Genomic DNA, 17,064 nt, shown 5'->3' on the forward strand with positions numbered 1-17,064 from the left:
GATGTCCTCCGTCAGCAAAGTCACCGCGAAAGACACCCCGCGAGCCGGCACTGCCCCCTCCGGCAACGGGCAGTCCCGCAGCGAAGGCATCAGCATCGGTGTGATCCTGGGGTTTCCGCCGGAGATCGCCGAGGAGCTCCAGCGCTGGCGTGCCTCCTTCGGTGACCCCATGGCCGGCGTCATCCCTGCCCACATCACGCTGGTGACCACCACCATGACCCAGGACTGGGAAGCGACGCGCCACCATGTGCGTGAGATCGCGAGCAAGCAGGAGCCCTTCGACGTGACGATCGCCGGCACCGGAACCTTCCGGCCCGTGTCTCCCGTGGTCTTCCTCAACGTTGAAGACGGCTTCGGTCACTGCGTCAGCCTGCACCAGCAGCTCCAGACCGGCCCGCTGGAGCGGGAACTGCCGTTTGCGTACCACCCGCACGTCACCGTCGCCCACGACGTCGCGCCGGAAAGTCTCGATGAGGCCGAAACTGCGCTCAGGGATTACAGGGCCACATTCCCGGTGGCTAGCATGGGACTTTACGAGCACGACGACAACGGCATTTGGCAGCTACGGGAAGAGCTTGACTTTGGGACCGAACCTGACCACTGAGCCGCGCTCGACGCAGGCGCGGCCGGGGCGGCAGCCGCCCGCCGAGCCGCCCCCTCCCACCGAGCTGGCCCGGCTGAAACTGGAAGTCATCCGGAAAAAGGTTGACTGGGGCAAGGCCCGCCGCTCCGGCGGCGGGGGACTGGCGTCGCTGGTGCCGATGGTGCAGTGGCTGCTGGCCCGGCTCAACGTGTTCTTACCCGTGCGCGCCCTCCAGCATTACGGGGTCCAGCACGGCCCGCTGATGAGTGCCGGCATCGGCTTCAGGATGTTCTTCTCCATCACGGGTCTGCTGGCCACCGGATTCTCCCTGGCCGGACTCGTTCTCCGCGGACAGCCGGCCCTGCTGGAACGCGTGGTCAGCAGTGTTGCCACGGGCGCGCCCGGCCTCTTGAAGGTCGACGGCGGCGAGGGGCTGGTTGATCCCCAGGAGCTGCTGAACCCCAACGGCCTCGGCTGGACCGCCGTGATCGCCGCCGTGGTGACAGTGGTGACCTCGCTGGGCTGGATCGACGGCCTGCGCGACGGCGTGCGCGGCGTGATGCAGCTCGGCCCGCTGAAGATGAACCCGATCCTGCTGAGACTGCACGACGTCGGCACCCTGCTGTTGATGGGCGTCGCCCTCGTGATCAGCGCCGGAGCCTCACTGGTGTTCGGTACGGCCGCGGGCTGGGCGACCGAGCAGCTGAGCCTCGATCCGCTGCTTGCCGGGCCCCTGACTACCTCCGTCAAGATCGCCGTGCCGCTGCTGCTGGGCTGGGCCACCGCGCTGATCATGTTCCGGCTGGCCGCGGGGCTGAAGCTGGCCCGGCGTTCCCTGCTGGAAGGGACCATCCTCGCCGCGGTGGGCACCGGTGGGCTGCAGATCTTCAGCGCCGAGCTGCTCGCCAGCGCGGGACGGAACCCCATCCTGGCACCGTTCGCCATCATCATCGGCCTGCTGATCTGGTTCAACCTGGTCAGCCAGGTCTACCTGCTGTCCGCGGCCTGGGCGGCGATCCGGGATGAGGACCTCAAGGCCGAGCCCGCCAACAAGACGACCGGTTGGGGCGCCCGCCAGGTGCAGCCGGGCAAAACACCGGTGGAGTCCGGCCAGCGCCGCCGCCCCGCCGCGCCTACAAGCCCGCGTCGAGGTACTGATCGGCCCACGCCGAAATAATCTTCGCGGCACGCGCCGCCTGGCCCTTGCCGGTCAGCAGGTGATCGCTTCCCTCCAGCGAGACGAAGCTGCGTGGGTGGCGCGCCGTCTGGAAGATGGTGCTGGCGTTCTCAATGCCGACGGTGTTGTCCGTGGGGGAGTGCAGCACCATCAGCGGCTTGTGCAACTGCCGGATGCAGTCCGTCAGGTCCGCATTTTCCAGGTCCTCCACGAAATGCCGGCGGATCTCCACCCGTTTGCCGCCCAGGTCCACCTCGGCGCTGCCTTCGCTGAGGATCCGGTCCAGGGCCGCGTCAAAGACGTGCGCCACATGCTTGGGCGAGAACGGAGCGCCCACCGTTGCCACGGCGTCGAGCTCCGGAATCTCCCGGGCCGCTGCCAGGACGGCTGCGCCGCCGAAGGAATGGCCCACCAGCAGCGAGGCCGGCCTGCCTGACTCCCGCATGAACTCGGCGGCCCGGACAGTGTCGGCCACCTTGTGGCTGAAGGAGCCCTCCGACCACAGCCCGGCTGATCCGCCCAGCCCCAGGTTGTCGAAGCGGAGCATGCCCACTCCGTTGTCCGCCAGCGCCTTGCATATCCGCGAGGCCGAGGGGCTGTCCTTGCCCAGCGTGAAGCCGTGCGAGAACACGCCCCAGCCTTTCACCGGCCCCGCCGGGACGTCGATGATGCCGGAGAGCAGCTCGCCGGTGGAACCCTGGAAGGAGACTTTTTCAGATCGGGACATGGGGAGCCTTTTCGTTGAACGGGAAGACGACGACGGCGCCCCCACCCGTAAGGTGAGAGGCGCCGTCGTCGTGGTTCTTTTGGTTCTTGCGGAGACCGGTTGCTAGATCTTGCGGGACAGAATGGCCTGCTTGACCTCGGCGATCGCCTGCGTGACCTGGATGCCGCGCGGGCATGCCTCGGTGCAGTTGAAGGTGGTGCGGCAGCGCCACACGCCTTCCTTGTCGTTGAGGATCTCGAGGCGCATGTCGCCGGCATCATCACGGGAATCGAAGATGAAGCGGTGCGCGTTCACGATTGCCGCGGGGCCGAAGTACTGTCCGTCGGTCCAGAACACCGGGCAGGACGAGGTGCACGCGGCGCAGAGGATGCACTTGGTGGTGTCGTCGAACCGCTCGCGTTCCTCGGCGGACTGCAGGCGCTCCTTGGTGGGTTCGTGGCCCCGGTTGATCAGGAAGGGCATGACCTCGCGGAAGGACTGGAAGAACGGTTCCATGTCCACGATCAGGTCCTTCTCCACCGGCAGGCCCTTGATCGGCTCGACCGTGATGGGCTTGGACGTGTCCAGGTCCTTCAGCAGGGTCTTGCAGGCGAGGCGGTTGCGGCCGTTGATGCGCATGGCATCGGAACCGCAGACGCCGTGGGCACAGGAACGGCGGAAGGAGACGCTGCCGTCGATTTCCCACTTGATCTTGTGCAGGGCGTCGAGGACACGGTCGGTGCCGTACATGGTGACCTTGAAGTCATCCCAGGTGGATTCGTCGGAGACCTCGGGGTTGTAGCGGCGCACGCGCAGCGTCACGTCGAAGGAAGGGATCTCCCCGCCGCCTCCGATATGGGCGGGCAGTTCGATCTTGGAGGCCGGCTCAGCAAGTTCAGCGGTCATCTTAGTACTTCCTCACCATCGGCTCGTAACGCGTAAAGACCACCGGTTTGGTGGCAAGCCGGATCCCAGCTGTTGTTTCTGCGGTTCCCGCAGCCCCATCCGCCGGAGCATGCTCATCCTTGTACGCCATCGAGTGCTTCATGAATTTTTCGTCGTCGCGCTCGGGGAAGTCCTCGCGGAAGTGTCCGCCGCGGGATTCCTCGCGGTGCAGGGCCGCCACGGTCATGACCTTGGCGAGCTCCAGCAGGAAGCCCAGCTCCACGGCCTCGAGGAGGTCCAGGTTGAAGCGCTTGCCCTTGTCCTGGACGCTGATGCGCTGGTACCGCTCCTCGAAGGAGGCGATGTCCCTCAGGACCTGGTTCAGCGTGTCGGCGGTGCGGAACACCTGCATGTTGGCATCCATCGTGTCCTGCAGTTCCTTGCGGATTGCAGCGACCTTCTCGGTGCCGTCCGAGGTGCGGACGTGGTCCAGCAGGTTCAGCGTGTAGGCCTCCGGGTCAGCGGGGAGCTCCACGAAGTCAGCGGTCTTGGCGTACTCCGCGGCGGCGATGCCGGCGCGCTTGCCGAAGACGTTGATGTCCAGCAGCGAGTTCGTGCCCAGTCGGTTGGAACCGTGCACGGAGACACAGGCGACCTCGCCGGCGGCGTAGAGGCCCGGGACGATCGTGTCGTTGTCCTGGAGCACCTCGGCGGTGATGTTGGTGGGGATGCCGCCCATGGCGTAGTGCGCCGTCGGGAAGACCGGAACCGGCTCCGTGTACGGCTCGACGCCCAGGTAGGTGCGGGCGAACTCGGTGATGTCCGGCAGTTTGGCGTCGATGTGCGCCGGCTCAAGGTGGGTCAGGTCCAGGAGGACGTAGTCCTTGTTCGGGCCGCAGCCGCGTCCCTCACGGACTTCGTTGGCCATGGAGCGGGCCACGATGTCGCGGGGGGCGAGGTCCTTGATGGTGGGGGCGTAGCGCTCCATGAAGCGCTCACCCTCGGAGTTGCGCAGGATCGCTCCTTCGCCGCGGGCGGCCTCGGAGAGGAGGATGCCCAGGCCCGCGAGGCCTGTCGGGTGGAACTGGAAGAACTCCATGTCCTCCAGGGGGATGCCGCGGCGGAACGCGATGCCCATGCCGTCACCGGTGAGAGTGTGGGCGTTGGAGGTGGTCTTGAAGACCTTGCCGGCGCCGCCGGAGGCGAACACCACGGACTTGGCCTGGAAGACGTGCAGCTCACCGGAGGCGAGGTCGTAGGAGACGACGCCGGCGACGCGCTTCTGCTTGTACGGCGTGCCGTCCTCGCGGACAGCGTCTTCCTCGACGGTCAGCAGGTCAAGGACGTAGTACTCGTTGTAGAACTCGACGTTGTGCTTGACGCAGTTCTGGTACAGGGTCTGCAGGATCATGTGGCCGGTGCGGTCGGCGGCGTAGCAGGCACGGCGGACCGGAGCCTTGCCGTGGTCGCGGGTGTGGCCGCCGAAACGGCGCTGGTCAATCCGGCCCTCGGGCGTGCGGTTGAACGGCAGGCCCATCTTTTCCAGGTCCAGGACGGCGTCGATCGCTTCCTTCGCCATGACCTCGGCGGCGTCCTGGTCAACCAGGTAGTCGCCGCCCTTGATGGTGTCGAAGGTGTGCCACTCCCAGTTGTCTTCCTCGACGTTGGCCAGGGCCGCACACATGCCGCCCTGGGCCGCGCCGGTGTGGGAACGGGTGGGGTACAGCTTGGTCAGTACTGCTGTTTTCGCGCGCTGACCTGATTCGATCGCCGCGCGCATCCCGGCGCCACCGGCACCGACGATGACGACGTCGTACTTATGGACCTGCATACCAGACGCTCTTTCTCTCAAAATTCGCTATCAAACACCGGCCGGCGGAGCCTGCCCGGTGAAGTCTCGTGGAAATCCTTGCCGGCACCGGGCAGGCAAGGATCGGTTGCCGCTTGGGCTGCGCCGTTACGGCGCGGGGCAGAAGCCGCCGGGCAGCTGGGCACCGTTGACCACGGGGCACGGGTCGAAGGTGAAGATGACCATGGTGCCCAGGACGATGATGACGGTGGTGGCCGCGTAGAGAACGATCTTCAGCCAGAGACGCGTGGCGTCCTTCTCCGCGTAGTCGTTGATGATGGTGCGGACGCCGTTGGTGCCGTGCAGCATGGCCAGCCACAGCATGGCCAGGTCCCAGACCTGCCAGAACGGGTCGGCCCACTTGCCGGCCACGAAGCCGAAGTCGATGGCGTGGATGCCCTCGCCCACCAGCAGGTTGACGGTCAGGTGGCCGAAGATCAGGACCACCAGGACCACGCCGGAAAGCCGCATGAAGAGCCAGGCGAGCATTTCGAAATTGCCCCTGGAAGAGCCGCTGCGGCGGTACTGCGGGGCAATGCGGCCGCTGCCGACCTTTGCACTCCTGTTTTGTCCACTGCTGTTTTGTCCACTTCGTGGGGTCTGAATCTCAGTTGCACTCATGGCTTAGTGACCTCCAAAGGCAAGGGAAAGGTGGCGGATGGAGAAGCCCACCATGACGACGACCCAGAGGGCCAGTACCGTCCACAGCATCTGGCGCTGGTACTTTGCGCCCTTCTTCCAGAAGTCGACGGCGATGATCCGCAGGCCGTTGAAGGCGTGGAACACAATCGCAGCGACAAGGCCCGTTTCACCCAGGGCCATCAGGGGGTTCTTGTAGGTTCCGATCACGGCGGTGTAGGCCTCCGGGGACACACGCACCAGTGAGGTGTCCAGCACATGGACCAACAAGAAGAAAAAGATCACTACACCGGTAATGCGGTGTCCAACCCAGGACCACATGCCTTCACGGCCGCGGTACAAGGTGCCAGCTGGTTTTGTCGGCACTGAATAAACCTCCCTGCAACACAGCGGCGCTGGCATGGGATCCACGCGGGGGGAACGCCTGCTGCGAGAGCACTCATAAACTCAAGCCTAAATCTAGGCTTCGCCCACAGCTTATTCAATTCAGCCACCCGTTGGTGACGGGCCCCGGCGCGGTTTTCGAACCGTTTTGAGACTAACGCCACATTGCCCGCGCTGGGCGGAGCGGTCGCGGGAGTGCCCCGCAGGAGCGGCAGGTGCCGTGTCCTGGCCCCTGATCAGGGGCGGCCGGGCCGGATTCGGCTAAAGTAGCCGTGATGACTACAGACAAAGTGACAAGCCAGGACTCACCACAGGGTTCGGCCCTGAGCCGATTCATTGCGGTGATTCCGGCAGGCGGTGTGGGGACCCGCCTCTGGCCTCTGTCGCGGGCAGCAGCCCCCAAATTCCTTCACGACCTCACGGGCTCGGGCAGCACACTGCTGAGATCCACCTACGACCGGCTGGAGCCGCTCGCCGGCAAGCACATGCTCGTGGTGACCGGGATGGCCCATCGTGACGCTGTCTGTCGCCAGCTCCCCGAGATTGACGACGCGGACCTTGTGCTGGAGAGCGAACCCAAAGACTCCGGCGCCGCCATCGGTTTGGCCGCAGCGATCCTGCACGAGCGTGATCCGGACACCATCATGGGGTCTTTTGCGGCGGACCAGGTGATCAGCCCCGACGAGCTGTTTCATGAGGCCGTCAGGGAGGCCATCCACGCAGCCGCGGCCGGCAAGATCGTCACGATCGGCATCAAGCCCACGCACCCCTCCACCGGCTTCGGCTACATCCGGGCCGGGAAGAACCTCGGCGTGGACGGCGCCCCCAGTGCCCAGGCCGTCGTCGAGTTCGTGGAGAAGCCCAGCGAAGAGGTCGCCCAGGAGTATCTCGACAGTGGCGAGTATGTCTGGAACGCCGGTATGTTCGTGGCTCCCGTCTCGCTGATGCTCAAGCACCTCGAGGCCAACCAGCCCGAGCTTTTCGCCGGGGTTCAGGAAATCGCCAAGGCCTGGGACACCCCGCAGCGCGAGGAGGTCAAGGCCCGCGTCTGGCCCACCCTGCCCAAGATCGCCATTGACTACGCCGTGGCCGAACCGGCCGCTGCCGCCGGCGACGTCGCCGTCGTGCCCGGAACCTTCCGCTGGGACGACGTCGGGGACTTTGCCTCGGTGGGCCGGCTCAACAGCGCAAAGGAAGTCAAGGACGTCACCGTGATCGGTGAGGGTGCCCGCGTCTTCACGGAGGACGCGAGCGGCGTGGTGGTCTCTGATACCAAGCGCGTGATCGCGCTGATCGGGATCAAGGACGTCGTCGTGGTGGATACCCCTGACGCCTTGCTCGTGATGCACAAGGAACACTCCCAGCGCGTGAAGCAGGCCGTCGACGCCCTCAAGGCCAGCGGCGACACGGACGTCCTGTAGCCGCCAGCCGGGCCTTGCCTGCCGGCGGCGAACGTTCATTCATCTGTAACGCGCCGTACCCGATGCCGCTATTCTTTGTGCGCTCGCTAGAGTTATTCCGTGCGCAATTACACTACTGAAGCTGAGCCCACCACACTGGTGGGGCCGTGGCTGGAGCCCCTCCTGCCGGAGCTGATCGCTTTCCGCCGTGACCTGCATGCGCACCCGGAGCTGTCCTTCAAGGAGTTCCGCACCACAGACAAACTCGTCAAGCGACTCCAGGACGCAGGCCTCACGCCCCGCCGCCTCGAGGGCACCGGCCTGACGGTGGACATCGGTGAGGGCCCCATCGCCACCGCCCTCCGCGGCGACATCGACGCCCTGCCGATCATCGAGGAAACCGGGCTCGAGTTCGCCTCGAAGAACCACGGCGTCACCCACGCGTGCGGACATGACGTCCACACCACCACCATGCTCGGCGCGGCCCTGGTCCTGCAGCGGATGCACGAGGAGTCGCCGCTGCGCGGTTCCGTGCGGATCATCTTCCAGCCGGCCGAGGAAACGATGCCCGGCGGCGCCCAGAGCTGCATCGAACAGGGCGTCCTGGCGGGTGTTCCCCGGATCCTGGCCCTGCACTGTGACCCCCGGATCGAAGTGGGCAAGATCGGCACCCGGATCGGCGCCATCACCTCCGCCTCGGACACCATCAAGATCGAACTGACCGGCCGCGGGGGACACACCTCACGCCCGCACCTGACCGAAGAGCTCATCTTCGCCCTGGCTCAGATCGCGGTCAACGTTCCGGCCGTGCTCTCCCGCCGCGTTGACGTCCGCAGCGGCGTCTCCGTGGTCTGGGGCCACATCTCCGCCGGCTCCGCCCCCAACGCGATCCCTGCCAGCGGCTACATGGCGGGCACCATGCGCTGCCTGGACCGCGACGCCTGGCACAGCGCCGGTGTAATCCTCGACGAGGTCGTGCAGCAGATCGCGGCACCGTACGGCGTCGACGTGCACCTTGAACACACCCGCGGTGTGCCTCCCGTGGTGAACTCCGAACACGAGACAGCCCTGATCGAGGCCGCAGCCCGCGCCGAAATCGGCGAGGGTGCCGTGGTCCTGACGCCGCAGTCGATGGGTGGCGAGGACTTCGCCTGGTTCCTCGCGGAAACCCCCGGCGCCATGATGCGCCTGGGCACCAAGACCCCCGGCGGCGAAGAATACGACCTCCACCGCGGCGACTACATCCTGGACGAACGCGCGCTCGGCCTCGGCATCCAGGTCCTCACGGCCGCGGCGCTGCGCACCATCCGCGACCTCTAGCCCTCCGCGACCTCCAAGGCCCGGCCACACCCAAACCCAGGCGCGAACGTACACTTCAGGCCCCGATTTCTGCGATTTCGGGGCCTGAAGTGTACGTTCGCGCATGGGGTGGGCGTCCGGCGATGCGCTGATTAGGTTGTGCACAATGCAATTGTGGACTACGGTGGTGGCATGACCAACGAGCCGAGCGTCAACGCCCCCCGCCTCAACAGGCAGGTTTGCTTCGCGATGTACTCGGCGTCGCGTGCCGCCACCGCGGTCTACCGGCCGATGCTCGAGGGGCTGGGCCTGACCTACCCCCAGTACCTCGTGATGCTGGTGCTCTGGGAGGAGCAGCCCCGCAGCGTCCGGGAGCTGGGGGAGGAGCTCGGGCTCGACTCGGGCACGCTCTCACCGCTGCTCAAGCGGCTCGAAGCCCTGGGCCTCGTGGAACGGCGCCGATCCGCGGAAGATGAGCGCCGGGTGGAAGTATTCCTGACCGACGCCGGTGCCGCCCTGAGCGCTGAAGCCACCGGCATTCCGCAACGGCTCGCGGTCGCCGCCGGGCTGTCGCCCGCAGAACTTGACCAGCTTCGGGACACCCTCGGCCGGCTGACCGCCGCGCTGCATTCCTCCCGCTGAGCACATACCCCCAACAGAACGGAACCACTTGAAGACTCTCTACACGGCAGAAGCACTCGCCACAGGTGTTGGCCGGGACGGCAACGCCCGGAGCCAGGACGGCAGACTCGATGTGACCCTGGCCAGCCCGGTGGAACTCGGCGGCACCGGCGAAGGTACCAACCCCGAGCAGCTGTTCGCCGCCGGCTACGCGGCGTGCTTCCACTCGGCACTGCGGCTCGTGGGGCGCAAGGAACGGGCGGACCTAACGGACTCCGCCGTCGCCGCCAAGATCCACTTCGGTGCCCTCGCCGACGGCGCCGGCTACGGGCTCGCCGCAGAACTGGAGATCGCTTTGCCCGCAGTGGACTGGCGGACCGCCGAGGCCCTCGTGGCAAAGGCGCACAAGATCTGCCCGTACTCCAACGCCACCCGCGGCAATATCAACGTCGACATCAAGATTCTGGAGGTCGCCGCATGAGCGCCAACACGGCAGAAACCACCGCCGTCCCCACCGGCCCGCTCCCCACCACCACTCGGGAAGTCCAGCTGGCGTCCCGGCCGCACGGCCGCCCGGTGCCGGAAAACTTCCGCCTCGCGGAAGCGCCGCTGCCGGAACTGCAGGACGGCCAGGTGCTGGTCCGCAATCTCTACATCTCGGTGGACCCGTACATGCGCGGCCGGATGAACGACGTCAAGTCCTATTCCGCTCCGTTCGCCCTGGACGCGGCGCTCGACGGCGGTGCCGTCGGTGAGGTGATCGCGTCCCGGGCCGAGGGGCGAACGGTGGGGGACGCCGTCGTGCACCAGCTCGGCTGGCGCGAGTACGCCGTCGTGGACGCCAAGGCCACCACCCTGGCGCGCACGGACCTTGCCCCGGCCTCCGCCTTCCTCGGAGCCCTCGGCATGACGGGACTCACCGCCTATGCAGGCCTGCTGAAGGTAGCCGACTTCAAGCCCGGCGACGCGGTGTTCGTCTCCGGTGCCGCCGGCGCCGTGGGCTCGCTGGTGGGCCAGATCGCCAAAGCCAAGGGCGCCTCCCGCGTGATCGGCAGTGCCGGCAGCCCCGAGAAGGTGGCACGGCTGCTGGAGCTCGGCTTCGACGCCGCCTTCAACTACCACGACGGCCCGGTCCGGGACCTGCTGCAGGAAGCCGCCGGAGAAAAAGGAATCGACGTCTACTTCGACAACGTCGGCGGAGACCACCTCGAGGCGGCGCTCTCGGTCCTCAACGTGGGCGGACGGGTGGCCCTGTGCGGCGCCATCTCGCAGTACAACGCCACCGAGGCCCCGGCCGCCCCGCGCAACCTGGCCGTCGCCATCGGCAAGCAGCTGACCCTGCGCGGCTTCCTCGTCGGCGGGCAGCGGCAGCACTCGGCGGAATTCGCCCAGCAGATGGCGGACTGGCTCGCGGACGGCACGGTCCGCTACGACGAGACAGTCGTGGACGGGCTGGAGAACGCGCCGCAGGCCTTCATGGACCTGCTCGACGGCGCCAACACCGGCAAGATGCTCGTCCGGATCTAACACGAAAGTAAAGTTAGTCAGCCTGCGCGAGCGGACACTTGAGGCCCCGGAATCCACGATTTCGGGGCCTCAAGTGTCCGCTCGCGCATCCTCGACTACCGCTTGGTAACAAGTTCTCAACAATCTAGGGAAATGCCGTGAACTGTGTTATCCGGACGTGTTGCAGGACACTAAAGTAGCTTGCATCAGTGCGCCTCGGCGCAGTGCTGCGAACTTCTCATTGAAAACAGCGTTGCAGCGGCAATACCGCCAACAGACACTCATTGAACTCCTGTCGTAGCGCCTACTCTTTCTTCCTGGAGGAAAATTGAAGAACTCACTACGTGCAACCTTCAAGCGCGGTTCAATGGCCGGAGTCGCCACCGCGGGTGCGGCTGCTCTCCTGCTCACGGGTTGCGGGGCTGCCCCGGAGGCAGGCAGCAGCGCCACCAACACCGCCGGCAACTACACGGGTTGCATCGTGTCCGACTCGGGTGGATTCGACGACCAGTCGTTCAACCAGTCCTCCTGGGAAGGCCTGAAAAAGACCGAGAAGGACCTCGGCATCAAGGTCAACCAGGTCGAGTCCAAGACCAACAACGACTTCGAGCCGAACCTGCGCGCCATGGTCACGGCCGGCTGCAACCTGACCATCACTGTCGGCTTCCTTCTGGGCGACGCCACGAAGGCCCAGGCCACGGCGAACCCGGACAAGCACTTCGCGATCATCGACTTCGGCTACGACACCCCGATCTCCAACGTCAAGCCGATCATCTACGACACGGCCCAGGCCGCCTTCCTGGCCGGCTACCTCGCGGCAGGCACCACCAAGACGGGAACGGTCGCCACCTTCGGCGGCATCAAGATCCCCACCGTCACCATCTTCATGGACGGCTACGCCGACGGCGTGAAGTACTACAACGAGCAGAAGGGCAAGGACGTCAAGGTTCTTGGCTGGGACAAGGCGAAGCAGGACGGCTCCTTCACCGGCGACTTCGAAAAGCAGGACAAGGGCAAGCAGTTCACCCAGAACTTCCTGGACCAGGGCGCGGACATCGTCATGCCCGTCGCCGGACCGGTCGGCAAGGGTGCGGGCGCGGCCCTGAAGGAAGCCAAGGCGGCAGGCAAGGACGTCAAGCTCATCTGGGTTGACTCCGACGGCTTCCTCACGGCACCGGATTACAAGGACATCATGCTCTCCTCCGTCATGAAGCAGATGGGCGAAGCCGTCGAGACCGTTGTGAAGGAAGACAAGGACGGCAAGTTCACCGGCACGCCGTACATTGGCACCCTCGCAAACGACGGCGTGCGGCTGGCTCCGTTCCACGACCTGGATTCCGCGGTTCCGGCCGAGCTGAAGACCGAGCTGGACCAAATCAAGAAGGACATCGCCGACGGCAAGCTGAAGGTTGAATCCGCAGCAAGCCCGAAGGCCTAGCCTCCTCCTCCGAGCGCCACGGCCCGTCCGGTCATTCACCGCACGGGCCGTGGCGCTTTTCGTTGAGCGGACCCCGCTCCGCCTCCGGCCGCAAGCACTAGGCTGGTGCTGCAGCCCCATTACGCGTCCGGGCCACGTCTTCCGGGCACCTCGAGATTGGTCAGAGTTTTGAAACTTGAACTCAAGGGGATCACCAAACGCTTCGGCTCCCTGGTAGCCAACGATCACATCGATGTGGTTGTTGAACCCGGGCAGATTCACTGTCTGCTCGGCGAGAACGGCGCTGGCAAGTCCACGCTGATGAACGTCCTATACGGGCTGTACGAGCCCACCGAGGGTCAGATCCTCGTTGATGGCAAACCCGTCACCTTCCGCGGCCCGGGGGACGCCATGGCTGCGGGCATCGGCATGGTGCACCAGCACTTCATGCTGGTCCCGGTCTTCACAGTGGCCGAGAACGTCGCCCTCGGTGCTGAAACCACCAAGGCCGGCGGTTTCCTGAATCTGGATGACACCCGGCGCAAGATCCAGGAGATTTCCGACCGGTACGGCTTCGACGTCGACCCGGACGCCCTGATCGAAGACCTCCCGGTCGGCGTGCAGCAGCGGGTGGAAATCATCAAGGCACTGGTCCGCGACGCCAAAGTCCTCATCCTGGACGAGCCCACCGCCGTGCTGACGCCGCAGGACACCGATGAGCTGCTGGACATCATGCGGCAGCTCAAGAGCCATGGAACGTCCATCGTCTTCATCTCGCACAAGCTCCGCGAGGTCAAGGAAGTCTCGGACACCATCACGGTGATCCGGCGGGGCAAGGTGGTCGGCACCGCCAATCCCGACGCCTCGACGACGGAACTCGCCTCCATGATGGTGGGCCGGGCCGTCAACCTGACCCTCGACAAGGCTCCGGCCCAGCCAAAGGAAAAGACCTTTCAGATCACGGACCTCACCGTCATTGCGGCCAGCGGCCAGCACGTGGTGGACGGCATCAGCTTCGACATCGCCCGGGGCGAGATCGTCGCCGTCGCCGGCGTCCAGGGGAACGGCCAGACGGAACTGACGGAGGCCATCCTGGGCCTGCAGGACCGCGTGCACGGCTCCATCCTGCTCGACGGCGAAGAGCTCGTGGGACGCAGCGTCAAGGAAGTCCTCGGGGCCGGCGTCGGCTTCGTACCGGAAGACCGCTCGGTCGACGGCCTGATCGGGACCTTCTCCATCGCCGAGAACCTGATCCTTGACCGGTACGACCAGGAACCGTTCGCCAAGGGCATCAGCATGAGCCCGGCCAAAGTCCTGGAGAACGCCAGGACCCGGATCGAAGAATTCGATGTGCGCACCCCGTCCGGCTCTCTCGCCGCCGGCACCTTGTCCGGCGGCAACCAGCAGAAAGTCGTCATGGCGCGGGAGCTTTCCCGGCCGCTGCGCCTCTTCATCGCCTCCCAGCCCACCCGCGGCGTGGACGTGGGATCCATCGAGTTCCTGCACAAGCGCATCGTGGCCGAGCGGGACCACGGCACCCCCGTGATGATCGTCTCCACCGAACTGGACGAGGTGATTGAGCTCGCCGACAGGATCGCAGTGCTCTACAAGGGCAAGCTGGTGGGCATTGTCCCGGCCGGCACCGGACGCGACGTCCTCGGACTGATGATGGCCGGGCTGTCCCCGGCCGACGCCCACGCCGACACCGTCAGTAAGCAGCACGCAACAACCCCGGCATCGATCCCGGCGCCCGCCGCCCACCCCGCGCAGGAGCCCGGCTCCGGCGCCGTAGGAGAGCACCATGACTGAACAGAACCCGCCACGACACCCGGCCGAGCAGGGCCCGGACAAGGGCCCGGACGAAGCTCCGGAGACCCAGGCTCCGGACGAAGCTCCGGAGGCGCCCGCCACAGCGCGCGAAACGCCGGCGGCGGCTGCCGCGGCGGCCATCTCGCTCGACACCGCGGGCGGCGCGCTGGCGCCGTCGGCCGTGCCGGTCTCCGCGCAGAGCGGCACGATCCCCGGCGGTCCCGACTCCGTGCTGCGAAGGATCTTCACCGGCGGCGGCCTGGTGTCCGTCCTGGCGGTGCTGCTGGCACTGATCCTCGGCGGGCTGCTGATCGCGAGCACCGACAAGGCTGTCACCACGACGGCCGGTTACCTGTTTGCCCGGCCCGCTGACTTCCTGTCCGCCGTCTGGAACGCCGCCACGCGCTCCTACATCGCCCTCTTCCAGGGCTCGGTGTTCAACCCCCGGGGCACCGGCGTGGCCGGCCAGTTCGCCCCGCTGATGGAAACCCTCACCATTTCCACCCCGCTGATCACCGCCGGTCTGGGCGTGGCTCTGGCCTTCCGTGCAGGCCTGTTCAACATCGGTGCGCAGGGCCAGATCATCATGGCCGGCATCCTCGCGTCCTGGGTGGGCTTCGCCCTGCACCTCCCGCTGGGACTGCACCTGCTGCTGGTCCTGCTGGCCGGCATCGTCGGCGGCGCCGTCTGGGGCGGCCTCGTCGGTTTCCTCAAGGCACGCACCGGCGCCCATGAAGTGATCCTGACGATCATGTTCAACTACATCGCGCTGTACTTCCTGCGGTACCTGCTCAACACTCCGGCCTTCCAGCGCCCGGGGGAGAGCAACCCGATCTCGCCCATCCTGGATCCCAGCGCGGTGTACCCGCAGATCTTCGGCAGCCAGTACCGGCTGCACCTGGGTTTCGTCCTCGCCATCGCTGCCACGTTCCTGGTCTGGTGGATCCTGAACCGCTCCACGATCGGCTTTGAGTTCCGTGCTGTGGGCGCCAACCCGAAGGCAGCCCTGACGGCAGGCATCAACGTGCCGCGGGCCACCATCCTCGTGATGGCGATCGCCGGCGCCCTCGCCGGCATGTCCGGCGTCGCGCAGGTCGCGGGTACCGAAAAAGTGCTCACCGACGGCGTCGCCGCCACCTACGGCTTTGACGCCATCACGGTGGCGCTGCTGGGACGCTCGACGCCGTGGGGCACCTTCGCCGCCGGCCTGCTCTTCGGCGCCTTCCGCGCTGGTGCGGTCCAGATGCAGATCCAGACCGGCACCCCGATCGACATTGTCCTGGTGGTCCAGTCGCTGATCGTGCTGTTCATCGCCGCCCCGCCGCTGGTGCGTGCGGTCTTCGGGCTGAACCCGCGTCAGAAGAAGGCCGCGTCCGCCGGCAAATCCCAGAAGGCAGCAACCACCGGAGGTGCAGCATGAGCACAACAGCAACATCGCCCGTTCCGGGAAAGCCCCAATCGGGAAAGCCCCAATCGGGAAAGCCGCAATCGGGAAAACCGCGGCCGGGAACCCCGCCGGTCAAGGAACAAACACCCGCGGTCACCGCCAAGCCCGTGACCTGGAAGCTGCCGGTGACCCTGCTGGTCCTGGCAGTCGTGGCGTTCGTCTTCTTTGGCCTGCTCGGTCCCCACCAGAGCGCGAAGTTCGGGATTTCCACCGGCAGCGACTTCTTTCAGCTGCCGGCGATCGAAGTTCCGGCCTTCTTCGGCGGGATCGTCCTCTCCGTGTTGATGCTGGCCCTCGCCGGCTATGCCGTCTTCCTCAAGACCAAGAACCGGATCACGCCCGGCTGGTTGACGGTTGTGTTCATCGTGCTGTTTGTCGCGGCCTTCCTGATCTGGGTTGTCGGCGGCGCGCGCTCGACCAGCATTTCCCTCGCCGGGCTCATCGCGGGATCGGTGACACTGGCCGTGCCCCTCGTTTTCGGGTCCCTTTCGGGTGTGCTTTGCGAGCGCGTCGGCGTCGTGAACATCGCGATCGAAGGCCAGCTCCTGGGCGGTGCGTTCACCGCAGCGATCGTTGCGACCCTGACGCACAATGCGTTTATCGGCCTGCTGGCGGCCGCGATGGCCGGAGCCCTGGTTTCCATGGTCCTGGCCTTGTTCAGCATCAAGTACCTCGTCAACCAGATCATCGTCGGCGTCGTACTCAACGTCCTGGTCTCCGGTCTGACCGGCTTCCTGTTCAGCACCGTCATGCAGGCGGACAAGACGAAGTTCAACTCGCCGGCCCACCTGGACCCCATCCCGATTCCGCTGCTTGCGGACATCCCGCTGATCGGTCCGATCCTTTTCAAGCAGTCCCTGATCGGCTACCTGATGTACATCGCGGTCATCGTGGTGTGGGTCGGGTTGTTCAAGACCAAGTGGGGCCTGCGGGTCCGTGCCGTCGGCGAGCACCCGCAGGCGGCGGACACCATGGGGATCAAGGTCAATGCGACCCGGTTCTGGAACGTCACGCTCGGCGGCGCCATCGCAGGCATCGGCGGGTCCTTCTTCACGCTGGTGGCAATCGACAGTTTCACCAAGGAGATCTCCGGCGGCCGCGGGTTCATTGCCCTGGCCGCACTCATCTTCGGGCGCTGGAACCCGATCGGCGCCTTCTTCGCCGCGCTGCTGTTCGGCTTCGCCGACAACCTGCAGAGCATCGTGACGATCATCGGAACGCCCGTGCCGAGCCAGTTCATGGCGATGCTGCCGTACCTGGTGACGGTGCTGGCCGTGGCCGGACTCGTGGGCCGCTCCCGCCCGCCGGCCGCGAGCGGCATACCGTACGTCAAGGGCTGACG

The 17,064-nt window shown here is 66.1% G+C and carries 16 protein-coding genes; 11 read left to right on the forward strand and 5 right to left on the reverse strand.

Annotated elements, in window-relative coordinates:
• Position 1: 1 nt before the first annotated feature.
• Positions 2–604: a 2'-5' RNA ligase family protein gene (locus ACQCSU_RS17320; RefSeq protein WP_426976487.1), complete on the forward strand. Its 603-nt coding sequence runs from the start codon at positions 2–4 to the stop codon at positions 602–604.
• Positions 582–1,760, forward strand: a complete 1,179-nt coding sequence (locus ACQCSU_RS17325) for a YihY/virulence factor BrkB family protein (protein ID WP_426979826.1) — start codon at positions 582–584, stop codon at positions 1,758–1,760. The genes ACQCSU_RS17320 and ACQCSU_RS17325 overlap by 23 nt, the downstream gene beginning before the upstream one ends.
• Here the strand turns inward: ACQCSU_RS17325 and ACQCSU_RS17330 are convergent.
• From ACQCSU_RS17330 to sdhC, 5 genes are all read right to left on the reverse strand, one after another.
• Positions 1,717–2,487, reverse strand: a complete 771-nt coding sequence (locus ACQCSU_RS17330) for an alpha/beta hydrolase family protein (protein ID WP_426976488.1) — start codon at positions 2,485–2,487, stop codon at positions 1,717–1,719. The genes ACQCSU_RS17325 and ACQCSU_RS17330 overlap by 44 nt on opposite strands.
• A gap of 102 nt (positions 2,488–2,589) precedes the next feature.
• A complete protein-coding gene (locus ACQCSU_RS17335) occupies positions 2,590–3,372 on the reverse strand; it encodes a succinate dehydrogenase iron-sulfur subunit (protein WP_426976489.1) in 783 nt (260 codons plus the stop codon).
• A gap of 1 nt (position 3,373) precedes the next feature.
• On the reverse strand, positions 3,374–5,182 hold the full coding sequence (sdhA, locus tag ACQCSU_RS17340) for a succinate dehydrogenase flavoprotein subunit (RefSeq protein ID WP_426976490.1): 1,809 nt from the start codon (positions 5,180–5,182) through the stop codon (positions 3,374–3,376).
• A 126-nt stretch (positions 5,183–5,308) separates the two neighbouring features.
• Positions 5,309–5,821, reverse strand: a complete 513-nt coding sequence (locus ACQCSU_RS17345) for a succinate dehydrogenase hydrophobic membrane anchor subunit (RefSeq protein ID WP_426976491.1) — start codon at positions 5,819–5,821, stop codon at positions 5,309–5,311.
• Positions 5,822–5,824: 3 nt separating this feature from the next.
• A complete protein-coding gene (sdhC, locus tag ACQCSU_RS17350) occupies positions 5,825–6,160 on the reverse strand; it encodes a succinate dehydrogenase, cytochrome b556 subunit (RefSeq protein ID WP_426979827.1) in 336 nt (111 codons plus the stop codon).
• A gap of 338 nt (positions 6,161–6,498) precedes the next feature.
• On the opposite strand from sdhC, the gene ACQCSU_RS17355 reads away from it, so the two are divergent.
• The 9 genes from ACQCSU_RS17355 to ACQCSU_RS17395 all read left to right on the forward strand — a co-directional run bounded on the left by ACQCSU_RS17355 (position 6,499) and on the right by ACQCSU_RS17395 (position 17,062).
• Positions 6,499–7,644: a mannose-1-phosphate guanylyltransferase gene (locus ACQCSU_RS17355; RefSeq protein WP_426976492.1), complete on the forward strand. Its 1,146-nt coding sequence runs from the start codon at positions 6,499–6,501 to the stop codon at positions 7,642–7,644.
• Positions 7,645–7,743: 99 nt separating this feature from the next.
• Complete coding sequence (locus tag ACQCSU_RS17360; RefSeq protein WP_426976493.1) at positions 7,744–8,943, forward strand: amidohydrolase; 1,200 nt, start codon at positions 7,744–7,746, stop codon at positions 8,941–8,943.
• Between the two features lie 171 nt (positions 8,944–9,114).
• On the forward strand, positions 9,115–9,564 hold the full coding sequence (locus ACQCSU_RS17365; protein WP_426976494.1) for a MarR family winged helix-turn-helix transcriptional regulator: 450 nt from the start codon (positions 9,115–9,117) through the stop codon (positions 9,562–9,564).
• A gap of 28 nt (positions 9,565–9,592) precedes the next feature.
• Entirely contained in the window at positions 9,593–10,024 is a 432-nt protein-coding gene (locus ACQCSU_RS17370; protein ID WP_426976495.1) for an organic hydroperoxide resistance protein, read from the forward strand.
• The gene (locus tag ACQCSU_RS17375; RefSeq protein ID WP_426976496.1) at positions 10,021–11,070 is read left to right on the forward strand and encodes an NADP-dependent oxidoreductase; all 1,050 of its coding nucleotides are present in this window, start codon (positions 10,021–10,023) and stop codon (positions 11,068–11,070) included. Before ACQCSU_RS17370 ends, ACQCSU_RS17375 begins: the two co-directional genes overlap by 4 nt.
• 307 nt (positions 11,071–11,377) lie before the next feature.
• Complete coding sequence (locus tag ACQCSU_RS17380) at positions 11,378–12,487, forward strand: BMP family lipoprotein (RefSeq protein WP_426976497.1); 1,110 nt, start codon at positions 11,378–11,380, stop codon at positions 12,485–12,487.
• 168 nt (positions 12,488–12,655) lie between these two features.
• Positions 12,656–14,275, forward strand: coding sequence for an ABC transporter ATP-binding protein (locus ACQCSU_RS17385; protein ID WP_426976498.1), 1,620 nt, complete (start codon positions 12,656–12,658; stop codon positions 14,273–14,275).
• Complete coding sequence (locus tag ACQCSU_RS17390; RefSeq protein WP_426976499.1) at positions 14,268–15,695, forward strand: ABC transporter permease; 1,428 nt, start codon at positions 14,268–14,270, stop codon at positions 15,693–15,695. Before ACQCSU_RS17385 ends, ACQCSU_RS17390 begins: the two co-directional genes overlap by 8 nt.
• On the forward strand, positions 15,692–17,062 hold the full coding sequence (locus tag ACQCSU_RS17395) for an ABC transporter permease (protein WP_426976500.1): 1,371 nt from the start codon (positions 15,692–15,694) through the stop codon (positions 17,060–17,062). The genes ACQCSU_RS17390 and ACQCSU_RS17395 overlap by 4 nt, the downstream gene beginning before the upstream one ends.
• The last annotated feature ends 2 nt before the right edge of the window (positions 17,063–17,064 follow it).

Origin of the sequence: Pseudarthrobacter sp. O4, from assembly GCF_050157025.1 — a bacterium.
Lineage (GTDB): Bacteria > Actinomycetota > Actinomycetes > Actinomycetales > Micrococcaceae > Arthrobacter.

Coding starts and splice junctions, on each gene's coding strand:
- ACQCSU_RS17395 (WP_426976500.1), top strand. CDS start 15,692: ATGAGCACAACAGCAACATCGCCCGTTCCGGGAAAGCCCCAATCGGGA.
- ACQCSU_RS17365 (WP_426976494.1), top strand. CDS start 9,115: ATGACCAACGAGCCGAGCGTCAACGCCCCCCGCCTCAACAGGCAGGTT.
- ACQCSU_RS17375 (WP_426976496.1), top strand. CDS start 10,021: ATGAGCGCCAACACGGCAGAAACCACCGCCGTCCCCACCGGCCCGCTC.
- ACQCSU_RS17355 (WP_426976492.1), top strand. CDS start 6,499: ATGACTACAGACAAAGTGACAAGCCAGGACTCACCACAGGGTTCGGCC.
- ACQCSU_RS17320 (WP_426976487.1), top strand. CDS start 2: ATGTCCTCCGTCAGCAAAGTCACCGCGAAAGACACCCCGCGAGCCGGC.
- ACQCSU_RS17335 (WP_426976489.1), bottom strand. CDS start 3,372: ATGACCGCTGAACTTGCTGAGCCGGCCTCCAAGATCGAACTGCCCGCC.
- ACQCSU_RS17330 (WP_426976488.1), bottom strand. CDS start 2,487: ATGTCCCGATCTGAAAAAGTCTCCTTCCAGGGTTCCACCGGCGAGCTG.
- sdhC (WP_426979827.1), bottom strand. CDS start 6,160: ATGTGGTCCTGGGTTGGACACCGCATTACCGGTGTAGTGATCTTTTTC.
- ACQCSU_RS17390 (WP_426976499.1), top strand. CDS start 14,268: ATGACTGAACAGAACCCGCCACGACACCCGGCCGAGCAGGGCCCGGAC.
- ACQCSU_RS17345 (WP_426976491.1), bottom strand. CDS start 5,821: ATGAGTGCAACTGAGATTCAGACCCCACGAAGTGGACAAAACAGCAGT.
- sdhA (WP_426976490.1), bottom strand. CDS start 5,182: ATGCAGGTCCATAAGTACGACGTCGTCATCGTCGGTGCCGGTGGCGCC.